Origin of the sequence: Micromonospora sp. CA-111912, assembly GCF_050948415.1 — a bacterium.
Classification (GTDB): Bacteria; Actinomycetota; Actinomycetes; order Mycobacteriales; family Micromonosporaceae; genus Micromonospora.
In genome coordinates, this window is record NZ_CP192007.1 from 544,495 (window position 1) to 565,137 (window position 20,643).

Here is a 20,643-nt window from a genome sequence, read left to right on the forward strand (position 1 = left end):
AACCCGTTGACGCCACCGGGCTCCGCGACGCCTACTTTCTCGGCGAGCAGTGACGAGGAAGGGATTCTGGTGGACCGGACGGATCTGGGCGTGGACGCCCTCACCTGGGGGGACCTCGGCGAGCAGCACCTCGCGGCGCTCACGGAGCTGGCCGGGGGATGCCTGGCTGTTGACGGCGGGCTGCCGCTGTTCGCCCGTCCCCCGTTGCTGCGGGCCCGGCTGTTGCAGACCCGTACCCTCGGTGCCTGGCACGATGGCCGCCTGGTCGCGGCCGTCGGCGTGGGCACCGGCCGGGAGCCGGCCACCAGCACCGGCCTGGTGCATCCGGGTTGGCGCGGGCGGGGTCTCGGCGGTCGGCTGCTGGACTGGGCGGGCGAGCAGGCCGGGGGCGTCGAGCTGGTGCTGACCACCGAGTCCTGGAGCCCCGGCGCGGACGCCCTGTTCGTGGCGCGCGGCTTCGAGCGGACCTTCGTCGAGTGGGTGCTGCGGCACGACCTGGCCGCCCTGCCGGACGTGCCGCCGCCCGACGGGGTGTGCACCGGGCCGGTGGTTCGGGAGGCTGGCCCCGAGCTGTTCGAGACGTACCGGGCGTCCTTCGCCGACCGGCCCGGCTTCCGGGCGCCCGAGGCCGAGGAGTGGCTGAGCGAGCTGTGGGACGACGACGGGTACCGGCCGGACCTGTCGCTGATCGCCCGCGGTCCCGACGGCACCGCCATCGGCTTCCTCAACGTCATCGACAACTGGGTCGACCAGGTGGGCGTGGTCCCCGGCTGGCGGCAGCGGCGGGTCGGGGCACACCTGGTGGCCGCCGCGCTGCGGTCGCTGGCCGGTGACGGCGCCGGGGAGGCGTGGCTCTGCGTCAACGACGACAACCCGGCCGCCGTGCTGTATCGGGGGCTCGGGTTCCGTGACGCCGGCCGCCGCGCCCGCTACCTGCGCCTCCGCCCCTGACGCGGTCGGCCGGGCGGTCGCGTCAGAGGCGGCGGGCGGTGACGGCGCGGCTCGCGAGTCGGCGGGCGGCCCGGCCGGCGTGGTCAGTCGACCGAGGGCAGCTTCGGGCCGAGGACGTCGTCGGCGTCGATGATCCGGTGCCGGAGGCGCCGTATCAAGCGGCGGCGATCTCGTGGTCCTGAGTGGAAGGGGCTTCCCCGCGTTTGCTGACCTTGCCGGCCGCGGCCTTTTTCGGCGCTAGCTGCGACACGCGCTGCGGGGAGATGCCAAGAAGCGAACCCGCGTCGCGGACCGTGTAGCCCTTTGCGAGTAGTGCGCGTGCAGCGGTGACGGTCGCCTCTTCGGCTGACTCTTCGGCCTTGCGCAGTGCGCTGCGGGCCCTGAGGGCGAGGGTCACCTCTTGCGGCAGGTCGGGCTGCACTTCGACGTCGAAGCTGTGCGGGTCTACGTCGAGCATGAGGGCGATGGCTTCGCGTGCCATCCCTTCGACCTGGTCGAGACGACGAGCTTGGGAGAACACGCCCTTGATCTCTGGCACGCGGATCGCCCACCAAGCGCCCGAGCGTACGCATCTCGCGGTGTACCTCATTGACGACAGGCCCCTCTCACCTCAAGCCCAGGCTGCGCAGGATACCCCGCGCCGTGAGTTCGTTGATCTCCTTGTGTCGAGGTATGACGACGTTCTGTGGGCCGTACCTGTAGATCGTGTGGCTGCCGCCCTCGCGAACCTTTCGAAGGTCACGCCGGCAAAGTAGAGCGCCCTAGACTTAACTGCCGCCCGCGTCGGCCTTGGACGGCGTGAGCCTTAACCAGTACGTCCTGCGGAAGCTCCGTGCTGACTGACGGGTGTGCGGTCAGTCGACCGAGGGCAGCTTCGGGCCGAGGACGTCGTCGGCGTCGACGATCGTGTACGCGTACCCCTGCTCCGCCAGGAACCGCTGCCGGTGCGCCGCGTACTCCGTGTCGATGGTGTCCCGGGAGACGACCGTGTAGAAGTGCGCCTGCCGGCGGTCGGCCTTCGGGCGGAGCACCCGGCCCAGCCGCTGCGCCTCCTCCTGCCGCGACCCGAACGTCCCCGACACCTGGATCGCCACCGCCGCCTCGGGCAGGTCGATGGAGAAGTTGCCGACCTTCGAGATGACCAGGGTGCGGACCTCCCCGGACCGGAACGCGTCGAACAGCCGCTCCCGCTCCTTGTTGGTCGTCGACCCCTGAATGATCGGGGCGTCCAGGTACTCGCCGAGCTGGTGCAGCTGGTCGATGTACCCGCCGATCACCAGCACCTGGTCGCCCGCGTGCCGGTCGACCAGCGCCTTCACCACCGGCAGCTTGGTGCGGGCGGTCGCCGCCATCCGGTAGCGCTCCTCGGCCTCCGCCGTCGCGTACGACATCCGCTCCGCGTCGGTCAGCGTCACCCGTACCTCGGTGCACTCGGCGGGGGCGATCCAGCCCTGCGACTCGATGTCCTTCCACGGCGCGTCGTACCGCTTGGGGCCGATGAGGCTGAACACGTCGCCCTCGCGGCCGTCCTCGCGGACCAGGGTGGCGGTCAGACCGAGCCGGCGGCGGGCCTGGAGGTCGGCGGTGAACCGGAAGATCGGCGCGGGCAGCAGGTGCACCTCGTCGTAGACGACCAGGCCCCAGTCGCGGGCGGAGAACAGGTCCAGGTGGGTGAACGCGCCGCCGCGCCGCGAGGTGAGCACCTGGTACGTGGCGATGGTGACCGGGCGGATCTCCTTGCGCTCGCCCGAGTACTCGCCGATCTCCTCCTCGGTCAGCGAGGTGCGGGCGATCAGCTCCCGCTTCCACTGCCGGCCGGCGACCGTGTTGGTCACCAGGATCAGGGTGGTCGCCTTCGCCTCGGCCATCGCGGCGGCGCCCACGAGCGTCTTGCCCGCGCCGCAGGGCAGCACCACCACGCCCGACCCGCCGGCCCAGAACGCCTCCACGGCCTCCCGCTGGTACGACCGCAGCGTCCACGGCTTCCCGCCGTCCCCGCCGGCCTCGGCCAGATCGATCTGGTGCGCCTCGCCGTCGACGTACCCGGCCAGGTCCTCCGCCGGCCAGCCGAGCTTCAGCAGCGCCTGCTTGAGCCGGCCCCGCTCGGACGGGTGCACCGCGATCGTGTCGTCGTCGAGCTTCGCGCCGAGCATCCCGGCGAGTTTCTTGCTCTTGGCGACCTCGATCAGCACCATCCGATCCAGCGCCCGCAGCACCAGCCCGTGCGCCGGGTCGTTGGCGAGTTGCAGCCGACCGTACCGGTCCATCGTCTCGGCCACGTCGACCAGCAGCCCGTGGGGCACCGGGTAGCGGGAGTACTTGATCAAGGAGTCCACCACGCCCTCGGCGTCGTGGCCGGCGGCCCGCGCGTTCCACAGCCCCAGCGGGGTCAGCCGGTACGTGTGCACGTGCTCGGGGGAGCGCTCCAGCTCGGCGAACGGCGCGATCGTCATCCGACAGGCCTGGGCGTCGGGGTGGTCGATCTCCAGCAGCAGGGTCTTGTCCGACTGAACGATCAGTGGTCCACCGCTCACGCCAGCGTCCTTTCCTTGCCTGGTCGCCGGCCGCCTCGCGGGTGTCCGGGTGACCCCGGGCCGACCAACCAGTCTTGCACGGAAGCGGATGAGGGCAGAAAATCGGACACCGGGGTGCAACCATTCCCGTACGCCCGGCGTCTAGCAGAGGGACGACCACCCTGGGAGGCCTCATGAGACAGGTTCCACTCACCGCCAGGGTCGTCGCCTTGGCCGTGGTCACGCTGGTCGGCGTCGGTTCGTGCACGCCCGATCGGCAGGCCGACCCGGGTGGCCGTGGAGGAGGGCTCGCCCAGGCCGGCTCAGCCGAGCAGGGAACGGGGGCGGGCGGTTCGTCCGACCCCGACCAGCGGACCCGGCCGAAACCCACCCCGACGAAGGCGAAGCCGAAACCCAGGCCCAAGCCGACGCCGACCCGGACGGCGGCCACCGAGCGGGCCGCGCCGACCGTGCCGACTCGGGCCGTCGGCTGCCCGCAGGGCGAGCACCAGCGCGCCGTGGAGACGTACCTGGCGAAGCTGGGTGGGTTCGGGCGGGTGACCGTGGACGGCCGCCAGTCCGCCGCCGACTGCGCCGCGATCAAGAAGTTCCAGCAGCGGTACGACATCCGCCCGGCTGCCGGCCGCGCCGGCCCCACCACGTACGACGTGTCCAAGCGGCTGGCCACCACCGACACCCGTCGGTGCAAGGCCGGGTCGTCCGGCACCACCTTCTGCATCGACCTCACCCGGCAGACCACCTGGGCGGTGCGCGGCGGGAAGGTCGTCTGGGGCCCGACGGTGACCCGGACCGGCATGCCGGGGTACGCCACCCCCGCCGGCACCTACAAGATCAATTACCGGAACATCAAGGAGTGGTCCGACCCGTACGAGGTGTGGCTGCCGTACTGGCAGCATTTCACCCAGGGGATGGGCTACCACCAGACCACCACCTACCTGCACGAGAAGTCGATCGGCTCGCACGGCTGCGTGAACCTGCTCCCCGCCGACGCCCGTCGGGCGTGGGAGCTGGGCAAGGTCGGCAGCCGGGTGGTCCTCTTCGGCCGTCGACCCGGCACCTGACCGGCCGGGCCTGCGACCCGGTCGGCGAGCGGCCTGGCCTGCGACCCGGCCGGCACCCGACCCAGCCCCGGCTCCGAGGAGGCGGCGATGAGCGTCGAGCACGAGGTGGCAGCAGCCGAGGACGAGCCCGTGCCCGGCATCGCGGTCACCACGGCCACCGTGGTCGGCTACGGGCTCGCCGCCGCCGTCCTCGTCGCCTGGTTCCTGTACGGCTGGCTGGTCCAGCAGCAGGGCTTCGTCGCCTCGGTCGGCGAGTCCGCCGGGGCGGGGTTCGCCCTGCTGCTGGCCGTCTCCGTGGTGGGCACCGTGCGGCGCAGCCGCCGCTGACCGGGGACGGAGCCCCGGCCGTGGTGGCGCTGACCCCGTGGCTCGGCTTCGGGGCGCTGCCGGGCGCCGGCCCGCCGGTCAGCTCTCCAGGACCGCCGCCGTGATCCGGTGCAGCGCGAAGGTGTGCAGCATCTCCGTCCGCTCGTCCTCGGCCCGCAGGTAGCCCGCCCCGATCGACACCGGCCGGAGCAGCCGGGACGCGGTCGCCCCGTGCGTGTCGACGTACCCCACCCAGACCAGCGCCTTGTCCCGGACCGCCTGCTGGAGGACGGCGAGCGCGTCGCTGTGGCCGTGCGCCGGTGCCGGGCCCGAGCCGGCCGTACTGCCACGCACCACCGCCGGGGCCCGCCGGGCCGCCCGCGCCGCCGCCTCGCCCCGGCGGATCTGCTCCACCACCCCGAGCAGCCGAGGCATGGCCAGCTTCGGGGACGCCAGCGGGTCGAGCGTCCGACCGACCGGCGCCCGCCCGGGGGCCCGCCGGGTCTTCGGCCGGGCCAGCACCGCCGAGCCGGAGGCGTCCTCCGGCACCGGGGCGTACCCGGCGTCGCGCAACGCCATCAGCATCCGGTTGACCTGGTACGGGGTGGACAGCACCGTCGGGGCCAGCCGGCGGAACGCCAGCGACTCCAGCCGCCGGTCGGCCAGCGCCTCGGCGAGCAGTGCCTCGTCGTCGCTGCGCACGTACCCGCCGGCGGAGCCGACCCGCAGCCCGCCGTGCTTGCGGGCCACGTCGTCCACCAGGTAGGTCAGCCCCTGCGGGATCGGGGTGCGGGAGCGGCGACGGAACAGGGCGTGCAGGTCGTCGGCCGAGTACCCGGCGTCCAGGGCCCGGCGCATGCTCGCCGGGGTCACCCGGTGCACGCTCGCCCCGCCCGCCGACTCGTGCTCGGCCACCACCTCCAGCTCCCCGGCCAGCGCCGGGTCGGGTGGGCCGGGCACCACCACGGTCAGGTCGGCCTGCACCAGGAAGTGGTCGACCGGGGAGGGGAGCAGGGCGTCCAGCGCCCGCACGGCGGTGGACGCGGCGCCGCTCTCCGCGTCCGTGTGCAGCCCGAGCGGGTCGTCCGACCCCCGCTCGTCGGCGTCGGTCAGGTCGGCCAGCAGCAGCCGCCCGTACGAGGTGAGCGCCCCCAGCCCGGTCACCCCGAGCCGCGCGGCCTCCGCCAGCACCTCCCGGTACGCGGCCTCCCGGCCCCGGCTGCGCCGGGGCGCCCGCCAGTCGAGCAGCCCCAGCACCTCCTCCGGCGTCGGGGCGGTGGCCGGCTCCAGGCCGGCCAGCACCGACAGCACGGCCCGGCGGGCGGCGGGCGCACCGGCCCGTTCCGCCTCGGCCGACAACACGGAGATCGGCCGGTCCCGGTCGTCCCGCTGCCCGGCCAGGCTGGCCTGCCGGGTCATCACCAGCCACGCCCGGGCCAACTGCACCCAGCGCTGGGCCAGCGACATGGCCCGCCACACCTCGTAACCGCCGGTGGGCATGACCTGCTGGTCCGCGCCGTACCGGGCGGTGGCGGCACCGGTCAGCTCCAGCTCGCCGGCCAGCCCGGCCGCGTACGCCACCTCCAGCAGCAGGGCGGCGGTCGGGTCGTCCACGCCGAGGGTCTTGGCCAGCCGGCGCAGGTCACGGACCCCGACCCCGCCCGAGCGCAGCACCGGCGCCGGCTCGGCGGACAGCAGTTCCAGCAGCGCCTCGGTGTTCCGTACCACCTCCATGGTCTGCCCGGCCCCGGCCGAGTCGACGGCCTTCGCCTCGCGCGGCGCGGCAGCCACCGGCGGCGGGCTGGTGCGCAGCGGGCCGAGCGGACCGCTGTCCCGGCGCAGCAGCAGGCCGACCTCGTGGGGCAGCTCCACGGTGCCGGCGGAGACCAGCACCAGCAGCCGGTTGTCCACCAGCCAGCGCACCGGCGAGCCGGTCGGCGCGCCGCCGTTCGTCGGGTCCGGCGGGACGCTGTCCTCGGCGCCGAGCGGCGGGGCCTGGAGCGCGCCCGGGGGCACGCTGCCCACCGGCGGTCCGGCGGCCAGCCGGTCCAGGATCGCCCGGGCCGACGGCGGCGCGGCCAGCAGTGTGCGGCGCAGCTTCGCCGGGTCCGCGCAGAGGGCGGCCGCGTGCGGGTCCAGATCCGCCGCAGGCCGGCCTAGCCCCGCCGGGTACGGCGAGACCTCGTCCACGCCGCCCACCACGCGGAGCGCGTGCTCCGGGCCGTACAGCAGGAAGAGCGCGCGCAGCTTGTTCACCGCGCCGCGGATGGTGGCGGGAGCCGGTGGGCGGGGGCCGGCGGTGGCCATGGCCAGGACCGCCTCCATGGCGGTGGTGCCGTCGTCCGGGCCCCGGGTGAGCCGGGCAGCGTCGAGGATCTGGAGGGTGAACTGGTCCAGCCCGTCCAGGGCCCGGGCCACCGAGACCCGTGACTGGGCCCGGAGCGCGAGCGCGGACACGTCGGCCGGCACGGGCACGACGAGGTCCGGCCGCAACTGGAGCAGGGCGGCCAGGGACTCGTCGGACAGCGTCCGCAGGTGGTCGGCGAGTGAGGTGGTCATCGTCGTTCCACGCTAGCCCGCTTTGGGGCCCGCGCGCCCCCCGGACGTCCGGCTCGGCCGGTGATGGGCGGGTACGTTCTCGGAATGCCCTCGCTGACGGTCGGTTTCGACCTCGACATGACCCTGGTCGACTCGCGTCCCGGCATCGCCGCGGCGTTCCGGGCGCTCACCGCGCGCACCGGCGTACCCGTGGACGCCGACGCGGCGGTGTCCCGGCTCGGCCCACCGCTGCGTGTGGAGATCGCCCGCTGGTTCCCGCCCGAACGGGTCGAGTCGGCCGTCGAGGCGTACCGGGAGCTCTACCCGGCGTACGCGATCACCCCGACCCTGCCGATGCCCGGCGCGGTCGCGGCCATCGAGGCCGTGCACGCCCACGGCGGCCGGGCGCTGGTGGTCACCGCCAAGATCGGACGGTTGGCCCGGCTGCACCTGGACCACCTGGGGCTGGCCGTGGACGAGTTGGCCGGTGACCTGTTCGCCGAGGAGAAGGCGACGGCGTTACGCGAGCACGGCGCGACCCTGTACGTCGGCGACCACGTGGCCGACATGGTGGCCGCAGGGGCAGCCGGGGTCCCGGGAATCGCGGTCGCCACCGGCCCTTGTTCGGCCGAGGAGCTGCGTTCCGCCGGGGCCCACCTCGTGCTGGACGATCTCACCGGATTCCCAGCGGCGCTCGACCACATGATCCGGCTAGCCTTGAAGCAGTAGACGTCTCAAGCGAAGCAGGGGTTCTCAGGTGCCGACGGGTCGAGTGAAGTGGTATGACGCGGCCAAGGGTTACGGGTTCGTCACCAGCGACGAGGGCGGCGACGTGTTCCTGCCCAAGGGCGCGCTACCGGCGGGCGTCACCGACCTCACGGGTGGTCAACGGGTCGACTTCAGCGTGGTGGACAGCCGCCGGGGCGCCCAGGCGATGGGGGTCAAGCTGCTCGACGCCCCGCCGTCGATGGCGGAGCTGCGCCGCCGGCCGGCGGAGGAGCTGCACGGCCTCGTCGAGGACATGATCAAGGTGCTGGAGGCGAAGGTCCAGCCGGACCTGCGGCGGGGCCGCTTCCCGGACCGGAAGACCGCGCAGAAGGTCGCTCAGCTCGTCCACGCGGTGGCGAGCGAGCTGGAGGTCTGAGGGCCAGAGGTCGGAGGTACGAGCCCGGCGTCGGTGGCCCGGCCCAGCAGCGCCTCCACCGCGGCGAACCCCGCGTTCCCCAGGTCCGCGGTGAACTCGTTGACGTAGAGGGCGATGTGCCGGTCCACCACGTCGGGCTCCATCTCCTGGGCGTGCGCGAGTACGTACTCCCGGCTGGCCTCCGGATCGGCCCACGCCTGGCGGACCGACTCGCGGATCCACCCGGCCGCCTCGACCGGGTCGACCGCGCCCTTGCGCGCCAGGATCGCGCCGAGCGGGATCGGCAGCCCGGTGTCGCCCTCCCACCACTCGCCGAGGTCGACCAGGGCGGTCAGCCCGTGCCGGGGGTACGTGAACCGCGCCTCGTGGATCACCAGCCCAGCGTCGTACCGCCCGGCCGCCACCCCCGGCATGATCTCGTGGAACGGGACGACCTCGATGCGCGCGGGCGGCCGGTCGGCCGACCAGAGCCTGAACAGCAGGTACGCCGTGGTCCGGTCCCCGGGCACCGCGACCGTCGCGCCGGTCAGGTCGGTACGGTCCGGCCGGTCGGCCTGACCTCGCCGGTCGGCCTGGCCGCTCGGGTCGGCCTGGCCGCTCGGGTCGGCCTGGCCGCTCGGGTCGGCCTGGCCGCTCGGGGCGGCCTGACCGCCCCGGGTCAGCACCAGCGGGCCGCAGCCCCGGCCGAGCGCGCCGCCGCAGGGCAACAGGTGGTAGTCGTCCAGCAGCCAGGGCAGCGCCGCGTAGCTCACCTTCACCAGGTCGAACGCCCCCCGCTCGGCGGCGGTGTTGGTCACGTCCACGTCGGCGTACGTCACCTCGACCGGCGGTGCGCCGGGCACCCGGCCGTGCACCAGGGCGTCGAAGACGAACGTGTCGTTGGGGCAGGGCGAGATCGCCAGGGAGAGCGCCACGCCCTCACCGTATCCCCGTCCCTCCCACCCCGCCCCGGCCAGCCCCGCCCGCTGTGACCCGCCCCTGCCCGCTGTAACCAGCTCTGCCCGCTGCGCCCCGCCCCGCTCGGGCACGGACGGCGTGGGTGTGGGCGGCGTGGGTGTGGGCGTCGACCGGCGTGGGTGTGGGCGTCGAGCGGTGCGGGGGTGGGTGTTCGAGCGGTGGGGTGGCGCGTGGGCCGGTGTGGGCGCGACGCGTCAGCTGCGTCCGGGGCTTGGCGCACGGGCTTCGGGGTTGCCTTCCGCCGCCTTTGGAGCTGCCCGCATGAACGGGGCAATCCGGAGTTCGCTGATCTCTCGGCCGAGAACAACCGGGGGGCTTTCCCCACCCTTTCTCGGCCGTCGGCCGTCCGACTTCCGCCCAGTCTGCCGTCGCTCCGTCGCTCCGTCGCTCCGTCGCTCCGCCGTTCTGCCGCTCCGCCGTTCTGCCGTTCCGCCGCTCTGCCGCTCCGCCGCTCCGCCGCGGTCTGTGGCGTTCTGTGCCGTTCCGTCGTTATGTGCCGTTCTGCCGTTTGCGCCGGTTCGCCGTTTTGTGTCGGACGGCCGTAACGGTATGGGGGACATGGCGGTCGGCCGGTGCCGACCAGTGGGCGCATGAACGGGGCAGCTCCAAAGGGACCGGATGAAGCACGTCTTCCACCGCCGAGGGCTGTTGTCCACAGGTCTGTCCACAGGTTTCGGTTGGGTGTTGATGGTCCGGCAGCCGCCGCCGACCATCGATGCGTGGAGAATTCAACAGGTACCGCCGGGCGGGACTGCAGGCCGACCGAGATCGACGATCAGGCGGTCGACGTCGCGGCCGTGCTTCGGGCCCTGCGCCGACAGGCCGACCTGAGCCAGCGGGAGCTGTCGGCCAGGGCCGGCGTGCCGAAGAGCACGGTTGCCCGGATCGAGTCGGGGGACGCGGCCGATCCGAGGCTGCGTACCGTGGAGCGTCTGGTGCGGGCGGCGGGAGGCCGGCTGCTGGTCGGGCGGCCCGGGGACGGGCCCGGGGACCGGCCGCCCGAGGTGGTGGCGGTGCCGGGGGTGCCGCACGACGGGATGCGGGACGAGGCGGGGCGGCGGTACCCGGCGCACCTGGACGTCTGGGAGGTGCACGACCCAAAGGACTGGCCGGGAGCCTGGTGGGCGGAGTGGTACAAGCTGCCCCCGGAGCGGTTCCCGCGACCGATGCCGGCTGCGACGTACGAGCTGAGTCGCCGCTACCGGGACCAGCGCCGGTGGGCCGACCGGATCCGCCGCGAAGTGGCGGTGCGCCGGGTCACCGACGAGGGCCTGCCCTCGACGTGCTGGCGGTTCGTGGCGGAGCTGCCCGACGGCCGGGTGCTCGGCGAGCTACGGGCCCATGAGCGCAACCCTCGCCTGCTGTACGGCGACCTGATCGATGCCGGGGAGCGGGAGATCGTGCTGGACGGCGTCCTGGTGACCGGGGCGTGTCGCCGGCTCGGCATCGGGCGGCGGCTGGTGGAGGCGCTCACCGTGGAGATGGACCGAACGGGGCTCCGTGTGGCGCACGCCGTCGCCGACTTCGGTGGCGTCGATCTGCTGCTGGCCTGCGGGTACCGATTGGAGGCGAGCCGGCCCTACGCGCTTCGCCTCGACCGCTCACCGCCCCGGTGGGCGTGCTGACGGCCCGGCCCTGGCTCAGACCAGTGCGGTGGTGGCCGCCGTGAGGGCGGCGAACGCCTCGCGCAGCCGCCAGGAAGCCCGGTCGCGCGGGCCGATCGGGTTGGAGACGGTGCGCAGCTCGGCGAACGGCAGGCCGGCCTGGGCGGCGGCGACCGCCACCCCGTACCCCTCCATGGCCTCGGCCACCGCGTCCGGATGCCGGTCGGCCAGGGCCTCGGTGCTGGCGGAGGTGCCGGTCACCGTGCTGACGGTGAGTACCGCGCCCACGGTCGCCCACGGCAGAGCGGCGCGCAGCGCGGCGAGCAGTTCCGGGTCGGCGGGCACGACGCTGCCGCCGCCGAGCAGCTCGGACGGCATACCCAGCTCGTCCACCGGGATGAAGCCTTCCGGTGACTCGGCGCCGAGGTCCGCCGCGATGCTGCGGGTGGCGAGTACCGTGCCGCCGACCGCCACCCGGCCGACGAAGCCGCCGGCGATCCCCGCGCTGATCACGGCCCGGTACGGGCGGCCGGCGGCCTCGGCGAGCGTGAGCAGCCGGGCGGTGGCGGCCCCGGCGACGGCCGGTCCCACCCCGACCGGCACGACGGTGACTGCGGGGCCTGGCGGCGGTGGCCCTGCTCCTGCCCCCGGCCCTGCTCCTGCCCCTGGGTCTGCTCCTGCCCCTGGGCCTGCTCCTGCCCCTGTCCCCGGGCCCGCGCTCGACGAGCCTGGGCGGCTCGGCGTGGGGGCCGGAAGGCCGGCGCGGACCGCCTCGGCCTCGGCCGGCACCGCGGTCACCACGAGCAGCCCTCCGGCGGTGGTCCGCGCGGCGGTGGTTCCGGTCACGACACCGGGTCCCGGGGCTCGCGGCGGGTCTCGTCGTCGACCCCGCCCGGGCCGCCGGAGCCGGAGCCGAAGGCGGCGGAGGAGGGCCGGTAGATGTGGTACCCGGGCGGGGCGAGGGCCGGGTCGTCGGCCGGATCGGCGTCGGGACCCCGGACCGGGTCGGGCGCGGACCGGTCGGGTGAGGGCGGGCCGGGTGGGGCCGGTGCGGGTGAGATCGGGGCGACGTCCGCCGCCGTGTCGTCGGCGTCCGGCGGGGCTGCGGCGGTCTCCTCGGTCAGCTCGTCGTCGCCGAGCGGGCGGCCGATCAGCCGCTCGTCGCGGAGCTTCCCGGCGACGTACACGCCCCGGGCGGCGGCGAGCACGCCGACCCCGGCGGCGACGGCGATGCCGAGCCGTCCGTCGAGCGGGACCAGGCCGAGGCCGCCGCCGGCCACGAAGGCCAGCATCAGGGCCGTCTCGGAGTGGGCGAACGAGCTGGCCCGCAGCCGCTCCGGGATGCGTTCCTGGATGGAGGCGTCGACCGACAGTTTCGCCACCCCGCTGGCCAGCGCGGCGACCAGGCAGAGCAGTGCCACCATCGGCAGCGAGAACTGGATGGTGGCCAGGACGGCCGTGCCGGCCACGATGATCATGCTGCTGGACTGGATCGCGGTGGGCCGGTGGATGCGCAGCCGGGTGCCGACCGCCGTGGCCAGGAAGGTGCCCACGGCCAGCGCCCCGCCGACCAGGCCGAGCGCCACCTCCGGGCTCAGGTCCCGGCCGAAGAAGTCGGTCGTCAGGTCGCCCTTCCTCAGCGCGAACGCGAGAAAGAGCAGCAGGAAGCCGTACACCGCGCGGGGCAGGGCCGCACCGATCAGGGTGGCGATGACGAGCCGGCCGGCCGGTCGACCGCGCCCCAGCGGACGGTCCCCGGCGGCCCGCCGGCCGAGCGACCGCAGCGGGCGGGGGACCCGCTCGGGTGGCTCCGAGTCCGCCCGGGGCGGCAGCCGCAGCGCGATCACCATGCCGACCAGGAAGATCACCGAGGCGACTCGGAGCGGCCACTGCGGGCCGAACCAGAACGCGGCCAGCCCGATCGGGGCGACCAGCCCGCCGGCGATGGTGCCGTAGACGCTGGCCCGCGCGCCCACCTGGGACAACCCGAGCCCCTCCGGCAGCAGCCGGGGCACCGCCGCAGAGCGGGCCACCCCGTACGCCCGGGAGAGCGCGAGCACCCCGAAGGCCGCCGGGTAGAGGCCGAAGCCGCCCATGTGGTCGGAGATCATCCAGGCGAGGAAGGCCCGGCCGAGCATGGTGGCGGCGAGCGCGTACCGCCGGCCGTGCCGGAAGTGGTCCAGCAGCGGGCCGACCACCGGCGCGAGCATGGCGAACGGCACCATCGTGACCAGCAGGTACAGCGCCACCTTGCTGCGCGCCTCGCCGAGCGGCACCTCGAAGAAGATCGTGCCGGCGAGCCCGATCGCGATCAGGGTGTCCCCCGCACAGGAGACCGCGTGCAGGTCGAACAGGCGCACCATGCCGACCTCGCCGCCGGCGCCCCTGGTCCGGGCCGAGCCGGCCCGGCGGGTCATCCAGCGCCCGCCTCGCGCGGATCCGCGCAGCAGCAGGCGGGCGGCGCGGATGCCGGTGCCGACGGTCCGCCCGAGTAGGGACCGCTCGGAGCGGGAGAACAACGGCATGTGCACCATCCTCGCCCATCCGCCCCACCCCCGCGCGACCACCATCGGAGAACACGCTCCGGGGAGTGCCTGTCGGTCGTCGCCGCGCATGGGGGACAATGGTTGAGTGACCAGGCCCGCCTCCGCCCGTGCCGCCCGCCTCGACCAGGTCTGCGCCGCCGCCGTCGAGGTGGCCCGCGACGCAATCACCGAGGTGGAGCCCTCCGACGTCGTCGGTGACCACCTCCAGTCCGTTGCCGAGGCCGACCGGCTCGTCACCCACTACTTCGAGTGCCTGCTGCCCGGTTATCGCGGTTGGCGGTGGGCGGTAACGGTGACCCGGGTGCCGCGCAGCCGGAACGTCACCATCTGCGAGACGGTCCTGCTGCCCGGCCCGGACGCGTTGCTCGCCCCCGGCTGGCTGCCCTGGCAGGAGCGGCTCAAGCCGGGCGACCTCGGCCCCGGCGACCTGCTGCCCACCTCGCCGGACGACGAGCGACTCGCCCCCGGGTACGTGCTCTCCGACGACCCCGCCGTCGAGGAGACCGCCTGGGAGCTTGGCTTCGGCCGCCCCCGGGTGCTCTCCCGGGAGGGCCGCGCCGAGACCGCCCAGCGCTGGTACGAGGGCGACCACGGGCCCGCTGCGTCGATCTCCGCGGCCGCCCCGGCGGCGGCCCGTTGCGGCACCTGCGGCTTCTACCTGCCGCTGGCCGGCTCGCTGCGGCAGTCCTTCGGCGCGTGCGGCAACTTCTACGCCCCCGACGACGGCCGGGTGGTCAGCGCCGACCACGGCTGCGGCGCGCACTCGGAGACCCTCATGGAGACCCCCGACACCCCGGTCGACGAACTGCCCACCGTGTACGACGACAGCGCGGTCGAGGCGATGTCGGTGAGCGAGCCGGTGTCGGTGAGCTGGGCCCCGGGCTCGGTGGCGGCGGAGCCGGCCGAGCCGTACGGCCCCTGACCGGGCGGCGTCAGCGGCCGGCGTCGTCCGGGCGGACGGTCTGAGCTGCGGCGCGGCGGCGACGCCGGTTGGCGTCGTGGCGCATCATCACGGCCAGACCGGGAAAGCCCCAGAGGAAGCCGGCCAGGCACGTCCAGAGCCAGTCCTGACGGCCATGCTCGGTGAGCCAGGTCCGGAAGAAGATCAGCAGCACCAGACCGACCACCGCCCAGACCGCCAGCCCGGCGACCGCGAACGGCACCATCGGCGGGTCGAGCGGCTCGGGCCGCGGCGGTTGCTCCTGTCGCACGGGGGCAAGCGTACGCGACCAACTTTTGCAGGTGGCCGGTGATCTGCGACGATGCGCGCGACAGACGGAAGATCACCTGCGAGGACCAGATGGCCATTGCGCCGCCGCACGAAGGCAATGCACCCGATCCAGCCCACCCCCGTAACGGGTTCGACCGATTTTTTGAGATCACCGCCCGCGGCTCGACGCTGAGCCGCGAGGTCCGAGGTGGTCTGGCGACCTTCTTCACGATGGCCTACATCGTGGTGCTCAACCCGCTGATCCTCGGCGGCGCCGTCGACGGCGACGGCAAGAAGCTGGCCATCCCCGCGCTGGCCGCCGCGACGGCGCTGGTCGCCGGCCTGATGACCATCCTGATGGGGGTCGTCGGCCGGTTCCCGATGGCGCTGGCCGCCGGCCTGGGCGTGAACGCGCTGGTCGCGTACGAGATCGCCCCACAGATGACCTGGGCCGACGCGATGGGCCTGGTGGTGATCGAGGGTGTGCTCATCGCGATCCTGGTGCTCACCGGTCTGCGTACCGCGGTGTTCCGCGCGGTGCCCACCCAGCTCAAGACCGCGATCGGCGTCGGTATCGGCCTCTTCCTGACCATCATCGGCCTGGTCGACGCCGGCTTCGTCCGCCGCGTCCCGGACGTGGCGAACACGACCGTCCCGGTCGGGCTCGGCATCAACGGCAAGATCGTCAGCTGGCCGCTGCTGGTCTTCGTGGTGGGCCTGCTGATCACGATCGTGCTGGTGGTCCGCCGGGTCCGGGGCGCGATCCTGATCGGCATCCTCGCCTCGACCGTGATGGCGATCATCGTGGAGGCCGTGGCCAACGTCGGCCCGTCCTTCGTCAACGGCAAGCCCAACCCGCACGGCTGGGCGCTGAACGTGCCGGAGCTGCCGAAGAAGGTCGTGGACGTCCCTGACCTGTCGCTGCTGGGCAACTTCAACGTGCTGGACTCCTGGAGCCGGGTCGGCTGGCTGATCCCGCTGATGTTCGTCTTCACGCTGCTGATCACGGACTTCTTCGACACGATGGGCACCATGGTCGCCATCGGCCAGGAGGGCAGCATGCTCGACGAGCGGGGCACCCCGCCGCGGGCCAAGGAGATCCTGCTGGTCGACTCGATCGCGGCGGCGGCGGGTGGCGCGGCGAGCGTCTCCAGCAACACGTCGTACGTCGAGAGCGCCGCCGGTGTCGCGGAGGGCGCGCGGACCGGCGTGGCCAACTTGGTCACCGGCGTGCTGTTCCTGCTTGCGATGTTCCTCGCGCCGCTGTCCCTGGTGGTGCCGTTCGAGGCGGCGTCCACGGCGTTGGTGGTGGTCGGCTTCCTGATGATGACCGCGGTGCGGACCATCGACTGGACCGACTACGAGATCGCCATCCCGGCGTTCCTCACCATCGCCCTGATGCCGTTCACGTACTCGATCTCCAACGGCATCGGCGCCGGCGTCATCTCCTTCGTGGTGGTCAAGCTCGCGAAGGGGAAGTTCCGGGAGGTGCACCCCCTGCTGTACGGGGTGGCCGTGCTCTTCGTGCTGTACTTCCTGCGCGGGCCGATCGAGTCCGTCGTGCTCTGACAACCCAGCGTGGTCGGCCGGGCCGGGGTGCCCTATTCGGGTACCCCGGCCTTTCGGTCATGAACTCCCTGGTGAGCATGGTCATATCGGATGTCCTTAGCAAGGCTTATTAGCTAGGCTAACTATCGTGACGGAGCGGACGGTGACGGCGAAGCGCGTGCCACCGGCGCAACTGGCCCCCCAGTTGCGCGATGCGATAACCCGGCTCAACCGGCGGGTCCGACAGGCCCGCCCGGTGGGCGACCTGACGGTCACTCAGCTCTCCGCGCTCACCAGCCTCAGGCTGGCGGGCGCGTTGACGCCCAGGGAACTGGCCGACGTCGAGCGGGTGCAACCGCCGACGATGACCAAGATCGTGGCGAAGTTGGAGGAGCGCGGCCTCGTGCTGCGTACCCCCCATCCGACCGACCGCCGGCAGGTCATCCTCTCGGCGAGCGAGGGGGGGCAGGCCGTGCTCGACCAGTTCGAGCGGGTCCGGGACGAGTGGCTGGCCCACCGGCTTGCCGAGTTCACCGAGTCCGACCGGGAGACATTGCAGAGGGCGTCCGAGATCCTCCAGCAGCTCGCCCGCGCCTGACCGCGCCACCGCGCCCGCGCCGTCCGCCGTCGATGACGCGTACGACCGAGGAGGCGCACACAGGGTGCAGGCGAAGCTGAGCACGATGTTCCAGTCATTGCAGGTCCGCAACTACCGGCTCTTCGCGTCCGGGCAGCTGATCAAGATGATCGGCGTCTGGATGATGTTCATAGCCCAGGACTGGCTCGTCCTTGAGCTCTCGGGCGACTCCGCCACCGCGCTCGGCTTCGTCACCGCGCTCCAGTTCGCCCCGGTGCTGCTGCTCACCCTGATCTCCGGGCGGCTCGCCGACCGGTACGACAAGCGACTGCTGCTGTTCGTCGCGAACGTGTTCTGGACGGTGCTGGCGTTCGGGATGAGCCTGCTGGTGTTCACCGGCCTGGTGGAACTCTGGCACGTCTTCGTCTTCGCGGCCCTGCTCGGCGTAGCGAACGCGGTGGAGACCCCGGTGCGGCAGGCGTTCGTCTCCGAGCTGGTCGGCACATCCCTGCTGCCCAACGCGCTGTCGCTCAACGCCGCCGTGTTCAACTCGGCCCGGATCGTCGGCCCGGCCGTGGCCGGCCTGGCCATCGCCGTCGTGGACGTCGGCCCGGTGTTCCTGTTCACCGCGGTCAGCTCGCTGGCCCCGCTGGCCAACGTGGTCCGGATGCGCCCCGCCGAGCTGTACCGCGAGGCCCTGCCGCCGGTCAACGAGCGGAACTCCGCCCGGGTGGTCGACGGGCTGCGGTACGTCGCCCGCCGCCCCGACCTGCTGCTGCCGATGGCGGTGATGTCGGTGATCGGGATGAGCCTGTTCAACTTCCAGCTCACCCTGGCCGCCCTGGCCAAGACCGTGTTCAACACCGGCGCCGCCTCCTTCGGCCTGTTCAGCACGGCCCTGGCCGTCGGCGCGCTGGGCGGGGCGCTGGCCGGCACCGGGCGGCGCAGCCGCCCGTCGGTCTGGGTGGTGCTGGGCGCGGCGATCGGCTGTGCCGTCTTCGGCACCCTGGTCGGGGTCGTGCCGGCGTACTGGATGGTGGTGACGCTGCTGCTGCCCGCCGGGTTCTTCATGGTGTTCTTCGCCCAGGCCGCCAACCAGCGGGTGCAGCTCGGCACCGACGCCGCGTTCCGGGGTCGGGTCATGGCGCTGTGGGTGCTGGTCTTCCTCGGCACCAACCCGGTCGGCGCACCGCTGATCGGCTGGGTCGCCGAGACCTTCGGTGCCGGGGCGAGCATCTGGATCGGCGGGTTGATCTCGCTGGCCACCGCGCTGATCGCGCTCGCCTGGCAGCTGCGCCGCTCGGGTGCCCGCCTGCGCCTGCGGATTCTCCCGATGCCCCGTTTCTACGTCGTCTCCCCGGAGTGACGGAAGGTCCCCTGTCGGACACCCCACGCCGAGCAGGCCCTTCGCCCACGGGTGGGTGAGAAATTGATAGGACTGGATGTCAAGGATGCGGTAGCGGGCAGGCCTGCGGGGGCTTAGCGTCGATGCGTGGAGGTAGGCCGCGCGATTTTCCTCGTCCTGGCGTTCGCCGCTGTCGCGAGCCTGCCGGTTGCCTTCGCGCTGCTCTTCTGCGCCGACGAGATCATCGACCGGGTCGCCTGCGGGTACGCCGAGTGGCGCGAACGCCGCCGGGAACGCCGAACCGTCGCCCGACTGGACCGGGCCGTCGAGGCCGACTCGCTCACCCGGGGCATCGACCTGACCGAGTTCGACCGGGCCGATCGCCGGTCCCTCCAGGAGATCGCCGCCGATCTGCGCCGCTTCGGCGGTCACCGGGTCAACCAGGTCGGCCGGGCGGTGATCTGGCACGCCGCCGTCCTCGACGCGTACGACGAGCACCTCCGGGCGGCCTGCCGGTGCCTGGGGCTCACCGAGCACCTGGGCGAGCTGACCGGCGTCGACCGGGAGATCGAGCGGGTCCGGGTCGAGGGGGCGCTGCACGCCGCCGGGTTGACCCTGCCCGCAGCCCGCGCCCCGCACCGCCAGCGGCGCCACTGAACGGCGTACCCGGATGCGGCTGTTCGTCGCGGTCTACCCGCCGGCTGCGGCCGTCGCCGACCTGACCGCCGAGGTGACCCGGCTGCGGGTCGGCCGGGCGGCTGCGGTCGGCACCGACGTCCGGCTCGCCGACCCCGCGAACGCGCACCTCACCCTCGCCTTCCTCGGCGAGGTGGACGCGGGCCGGCTGGTCGATGCGGAGAGCGCCCTCGGGATCGCCGCCGAGACGTTCCGGGCCGGCCGGGTCGGCTCACCGGTGCTGCGGCTCGGCGGCGGTGGAAGCTTCGGCGAGGGCAGGCTCACGGTGCTCTGGGTGGACGTGCGCGGCGACGTCGAGGCGCTTCGCGTCCTGGCCCGGCTGGTCCGGATCGGGCTGAGCCGGGGCGGGCTGCCGCACGACGAGAAGCCGTTCCGCCCGCACCTGACCATCGCCCGGCCCGGCGACCGGATCGACCGCGCCGACGTGGCCGCCGACCGGGAGGCCCTGCACGACTACCTGGGGCCGCGGTGGCCGGCCGCCGAACTGGTGCTGGCCCGCAGCCACCAGGGGCCCCGGCCGACGTACGACCGGCTGGCGGCCTGGCCCGTCTGAGGCCCGTTCCGCAGGCCGGTGGCGTGCCGGCCCCCCACGTGGGGGGCCGGCACGCCCCGCTCAACAGCTGGTCACGGACCCGTCACCAGGCCCACGCCTCCGGGCCCGGGCCGCCCTTGCCGACCGGCGGGAACAGCTCGTCGAGCCGGGCCAGCGCCGCCTCGTCGAGCCGCACGTCCAGCGCGCCCAGCGACCGGTCGAGCTGGTCGAGGGTGCGCGGGCCGATGATCGGGGCGGTCACCCCCGGCCGGGAGAGCAGCCAGCCGAGCGCCACGTCCGCCGGGTCGTGGCCGAGCTCCGCGCAGAACTTCTCGTACGCCTCGATTGCCGGCCGGTGTTCCGCCAGGCCCTCGGCGGCCCGGCCGCTGGTGCCCCGGGCGGCCCCGCCCTCGGCCATCTTGCGCAGCACCCCGGACAGCAGACCGCCGTGCAGCGGCGACCAGGGGATGATGCCGAGGCCGTAGTGCTGGGCGGCCGGGACCACCTCCAACTCGACGTGGCGGGTCAGCAAATTGTAGATCGACTGCTCGGAGACGAGGCCGAGGAAGTTGCGCCGTTCGGCCGCCGCCTGCGCCTGCCCGATGTGCCAACCGGCGAAGTTGGACGAACCGACGTAGATCACCTTGCCCTGGGCGACCAGGGTCTCCATGGCCTGCCAGACCTCCTCCCACGGGGTGACCCGGGAGACGTGGTGCATCTGGTACAGGTCGATGACGTCGGTCTGGAGCCGGCGCAGCGAGTCCTCGCAGGCCCGGACGATGTGCCGGGCGCTCAGGCCCTGCTCGTTGGGCCACTCGCCCATCTTGCCGTAGACCTTGGTGGCCAGGACGACCTTGTCCCGCCGGCCGCCGCCCTGGGCGAACCAACGGCCGATGATCTGCTCGGTGATCCCCTCGCCGGTCTGCCAGCCGTACACGTTCGCGGTGTCGAAGAAGTTGATGCCGTGTTCCAGCGCCCGGTCCATGACGGCGAAGCTGTCCGGCTCGCTGGTCTGTGGCCCGAAGTTCATGGTGCCGAGGCAGAGCCGGCTCACCGAGAGCCCGGTGCGTCCCAGATTCGTGTACTCCATGCGA

The 20,643-nt window shown here is 73.4% G+C and carries 21 protein-coding genes; 12 read left to right on the forward strand and 9 right to left on the reverse strand.

Features of this window, described 5'->3' with window-relative positions; translation table 11 throughout:
* Positions 1–69 precede the first annotated feature (69 nt).
* Positions 70–951, forward strand: a complete 882-nt coding sequence (locus tag ACQPZO_RS02595) for a GNAT family N-acetyltransferase (protein ID WP_433346662.1) — start codon at positions 70–72, stop codon at positions 949–951.
* 154 nt (positions 952–1,105) lie between these two features.
* Here the strand turns inward: ACQPZO_RS02595 and ACQPZO_RS02600 are convergent, their stop codons facing one another.
* From ACQPZO_RS02600 to ACQPZO_RS02610, 3 genes are all read right to left on the reverse strand, one after another.
* Positions 1,106–1,489 carry a hypothetical protein gene (locus ACQPZO_RS02600; protein WP_433346664.1) on the reverse strand — a complete coding sequence of 128 codons (384 nt, stop codon included), beginning with the start codon at positions 1,487–1,489 and terminating at the stop codon, positions 1,106–1,108.
* Between the two features lie 67 nt (positions 1,490–1,556).
* Positions 1,557–1,655: a hypothetical protein gene (locus ACQPZO_RS02605; protein WP_433350749.1), complete on the reverse strand. Its 99-nt coding sequence runs from the start codon at positions 1,653–1,655 to the stop codon at positions 1,557–1,559.
* Positions 1,656–1,805: 150 nt separating this feature from the next.
* Complete coding sequence (locus ACQPZO_RS02610) at positions 1,806–3,485, reverse strand: DNA repair helicase XPB (protein WP_433346666.1); 1,680 nt, start codon at positions 3,483–3,485, stop codon at positions 1,806–1,808.
* Positions 3,486–3,658: 173 nt separating this feature from the next.
* Here ACQPZO_RS02610 and ACQPZO_RS02615 point away from each other — a divergent pair, with 173 nt between their 5' ends.
* Positions 3,659–4,546, forward strand: a complete 888-nt coding sequence (locus tag ACQPZO_RS02615) for a L,D-transpeptidase family protein (RefSeq protein ID WP_433346668.1) — start codon at positions 3,659–3,661, stop codon at positions 4,544–4,546.
* Positions 4,547–4,633: 87 nt separating this feature from the next.
* The gene (locus tag ACQPZO_RS02620; protein ID WP_433346670.1) at positions 4,634–4,873 is read left to right on the forward strand and encodes a hypothetical protein; all 240 of its coding nucleotides are present in this window, start codon (positions 4,634–4,636) and stop codon (positions 4,871–4,873) included.
* Between the two features lie 78 nt (positions 4,874–4,951).
* Here ACQPZO_RS02620 and ACQPZO_RS02625 read toward each other — a convergent pair whose 3' ends face one another.
* A complete protein-coding gene (locus ACQPZO_RS02625) occupies positions 4,952–7,411 on the reverse strand; it encodes a helicase-associated domain-containing protein (RefSeq protein WP_433346672.1) in 2,460 nt (819 codons plus the stop codon).
* An 84-nt stretch (positions 7,412–7,495) separates the two neighbouring features.
* Between ACQPZO_RS02625 and ACQPZO_RS02630 the strand changes: the two genes are divergently transcribed.
* Both ACQPZO_RS02630 and ACQPZO_RS02635 read left to right on the forward strand, forming a co-directional pair.
* Positions 7,496–8,119 carry an HAD family hydrolase gene (locus tag ACQPZO_RS02630; protein WP_433346674.1) on the forward strand — a complete coding sequence of 208 codons (624 nt, stop codon included), beginning with the start codon at positions 7,496–7,498 and terminating at the stop codon, positions 8,117–8,119.
* A 28-nt stretch (positions 8,120–8,147) separates the two neighbouring features.
* Positions 8,148–8,534: a cold-shock protein gene (locus ACQPZO_RS02635; protein WP_433346676.1), complete on the forward strand. Its 387-nt coding sequence runs from the start codon at positions 8,148–8,150 to the stop codon at positions 8,532–8,534.
* Here ACQPZO_RS02635 and ACQPZO_RS02640 read toward each other — a convergent pair.
* Positions 8,495–9,562 carry a 1,4-dihydroxy-6-naphthoate synthase gene (locus tag ACQPZO_RS02640; RefSeq protein WP_433346678.1) on the reverse strand — a complete coding sequence of 356 codons (1,068 nt, stop codon included), beginning with the start codon at positions 9,560–9,562 and terminating at the stop codon, positions 8,495–8,497. The genes ACQPZO_RS02635 and ACQPZO_RS02640 overlap by 40 nt on opposite strands.
* Before the next feature lie 648 nt (positions 9,563–10,210).
* On the opposite strand from ACQPZO_RS02640, the gene ACQPZO_RS02645 reads away from it, so the two are divergent.
* Positions 10,211–11,116: a GNAT family N-acetyltransferase gene (locus ACQPZO_RS02645; RefSeq protein WP_433346680.1), complete on the forward strand. Its 906-nt coding sequence runs from the start codon at positions 10,211–10,213 to the stop codon at positions 11,114–11,116.
* A 15-nt stretch (positions 11,117–11,131) separates the two neighbouring features.
* Here the strand turns inward: ACQPZO_RS02645 and ACQPZO_RS02650 are convergent, their stop codons facing one another.
* Both ACQPZO_RS02650 and ACQPZO_RS02655 read right to left on the reverse strand, forming a co-directional pair.
* Positions 11,132–11,941, reverse strand: coding sequence for a futalosine hydrolase (locus ACQPZO_RS02650; RefSeq protein WP_433346682.1), 810 nt, complete (start codon positions 11,939–11,941; stop codon positions 11,132–11,134).
* Positions 11,938–13,620: an MFS transporter gene (locus tag ACQPZO_RS02655; protein WP_433346684.1), complete on the reverse strand. Its 1,683-nt coding sequence runs from the start codon at positions 13,618–13,620 to the stop codon at positions 11,938–11,940. The genes ACQPZO_RS02650 and ACQPZO_RS02655 overlap by 4 nt, the downstream gene beginning before the upstream one ends.
* Positions 13,621–13,726: 106 nt before the next feature.
* Here ACQPZO_RS02655 and ACQPZO_RS02660 point away from each other — a divergent pair, with 106 nt between their 5' ends.
* On the forward strand, positions 13,727–14,563 hold the full coding sequence (locus tag ACQPZO_RS02660) for a DUF3027 domain-containing protein (RefSeq protein WP_433346686.1): 837 nt from the start codon (positions 13,727–13,729) through the stop codon (positions 14,561–14,563).
* Between the two features lie 10 nt (positions 14,564–14,573).
* Here ACQPZO_RS02660 and ACQPZO_RS02665 read toward each other — a convergent pair whose 3' ends face one another.
* Positions 14,574–14,852 carry a DUF2530 domain-containing protein gene (locus ACQPZO_RS02665; protein ID WP_396669037.1) on the reverse strand — a complete coding sequence of 93 codons (279 nt, stop codon included), beginning with the start codon at positions 14,850–14,852 and terminating at the stop codon, positions 14,574–14,576.
* Positions 14,853–14,941: 89 nt separating this feature from the next.
* Here ACQPZO_RS02665 and ACQPZO_RS02670 point away from each other — a divergent pair, with 89 nt between their 5' ends.
* The 5 genes from ACQPZO_RS02670 (at position 14,942) to thpR (ending at position 19,570) form a co-directional block, all read left to right on the forward strand.
* Positions 14,942–16,420: an NCS2 family permease gene (locus tag ACQPZO_RS02670; RefSeq protein ID WP_433350751.1), complete on the forward strand. Its 1,479-nt coding sequence runs from the start codon at positions 14,942–14,944 to the stop codon at positions 16,418–16,420.
* 127 nt (positions 16,421–16,547) lie between these two features.
* The gene (locus ACQPZO_RS02675) at positions 16,548–16,997 is read left to right on the forward strand and encodes a MarR family winged helix-turn-helix transcriptional regulator (protein WP_433346688.1); all 450 of its coding nucleotides are present in this window, start codon (positions 16,548–16,550) and stop codon (positions 16,995–16,997) included.
* A gap of 64 nt (positions 16,998–17,061) precedes the next feature.
* The gene (locus tag ACQPZO_RS02680; protein WP_433346690.1) at positions 17,062–18,342 is read left to right on the forward strand and encodes an MFS transporter; all 1,281 of its coding nucleotides are present in this window, start codon (positions 17,062–17,064) and stop codon (positions 18,340–18,342) included.
* A 126-nt stretch (positions 18,343–18,468) separates the two neighbouring features.
* Positions 18,469–18,978: a hypothetical protein gene (locus ACQPZO_RS02685; protein WP_433346692.1), complete on the forward strand. Its 510-nt coding sequence runs from the start codon at positions 18,469–18,471 to the stop codon at positions 18,976–18,978.
* A 13-nt stretch (positions 18,979–18,991) separates the two neighbouring features.
* On the forward strand, positions 18,992–19,570 hold the full coding sequence (thpR, locus tag ACQPZO_RS02690; protein WP_433346694.1) for an RNA 2',3'-cyclic phosphodiesterase: 579 nt from the start codon (positions 18,992–18,994) through the stop codon (positions 19,568–19,570).
* An 82-nt stretch (positions 19,571–19,652) separates the two neighbouring features.
* Here the strand turns inward: thpR and ACQPZO_RS02695 are convergent, their stop codons facing one another.
* Positions 19,653–20,639: an aldo/keto reductase gene (locus ACQPZO_RS02695; RefSeq protein WP_433346696.1), complete on the reverse strand. Its 987-nt coding sequence runs from the start codon at positions 20,637–20,639 to the stop codon at positions 19,653–19,655.
* Positions 20,640–20,643 lie beyond the last annotated feature (4 nt).

Bases quoted from the DNA above. Each gene is read 5' to 3' on its own strand.
- ACQPZO_RS02620 (WP_433346670.1), top strand. From the start codon at position 4,634: ATGAGCGTCGAGCACGAGGTGGCAGCAGCCGAGGACGAGCCCGTGCCC.
- ACQPZO_RS02655 (WP_433346684.1), bottom strand. From the start codon at position 13,620: ATGCCGTTGTTCTCCCGCTCCGAGCGGTCCCTACTCGGGCGGACCGTC.
- thpR (WP_433346694.1), top strand. From the start codon at position 18,992: ATGCGGCTGTTCGTCGCGGTCTACCCGCCGGCTGCGGCCGTCGCCGAC.
- ACQPZO_RS02615 (WP_433346668.1), top strand. From the start codon at position 3,659: ATGAGACAGGTTCCACTCACCGCCAGGGTCGTCGCCTTGGCCGTGGTC.
- ACQPZO_RS02695 (WP_433346696.1), bottom strand. From the start codon at position 20,639: ATGGAGTACACGAATCTGGGACGCACCGGGCTCTCGGTGAGCCGGCTC.
- ACQPZO_RS02670 (WP_433350751.1), top strand. From the start codon at position 14,942: ATGGCCATTGCGCCGCCGCACGAAGGCAATGCACCCGATCCAGCCCAC.
- ACQPZO_RS02625 (WP_433346672.1), bottom strand. From the start codon at position 7,411: ATGACCACCTCACTCGCCGACCACCTGCGGACGCTGTCCGACGAGTCC.
- ACQPZO_RS02630 (WP_433346674.1), top strand. From the start codon at position 7,496: ATGCCCTCGCTGACGGTCGGTTTCGACCTCGACATGACCCTGGTCGAC.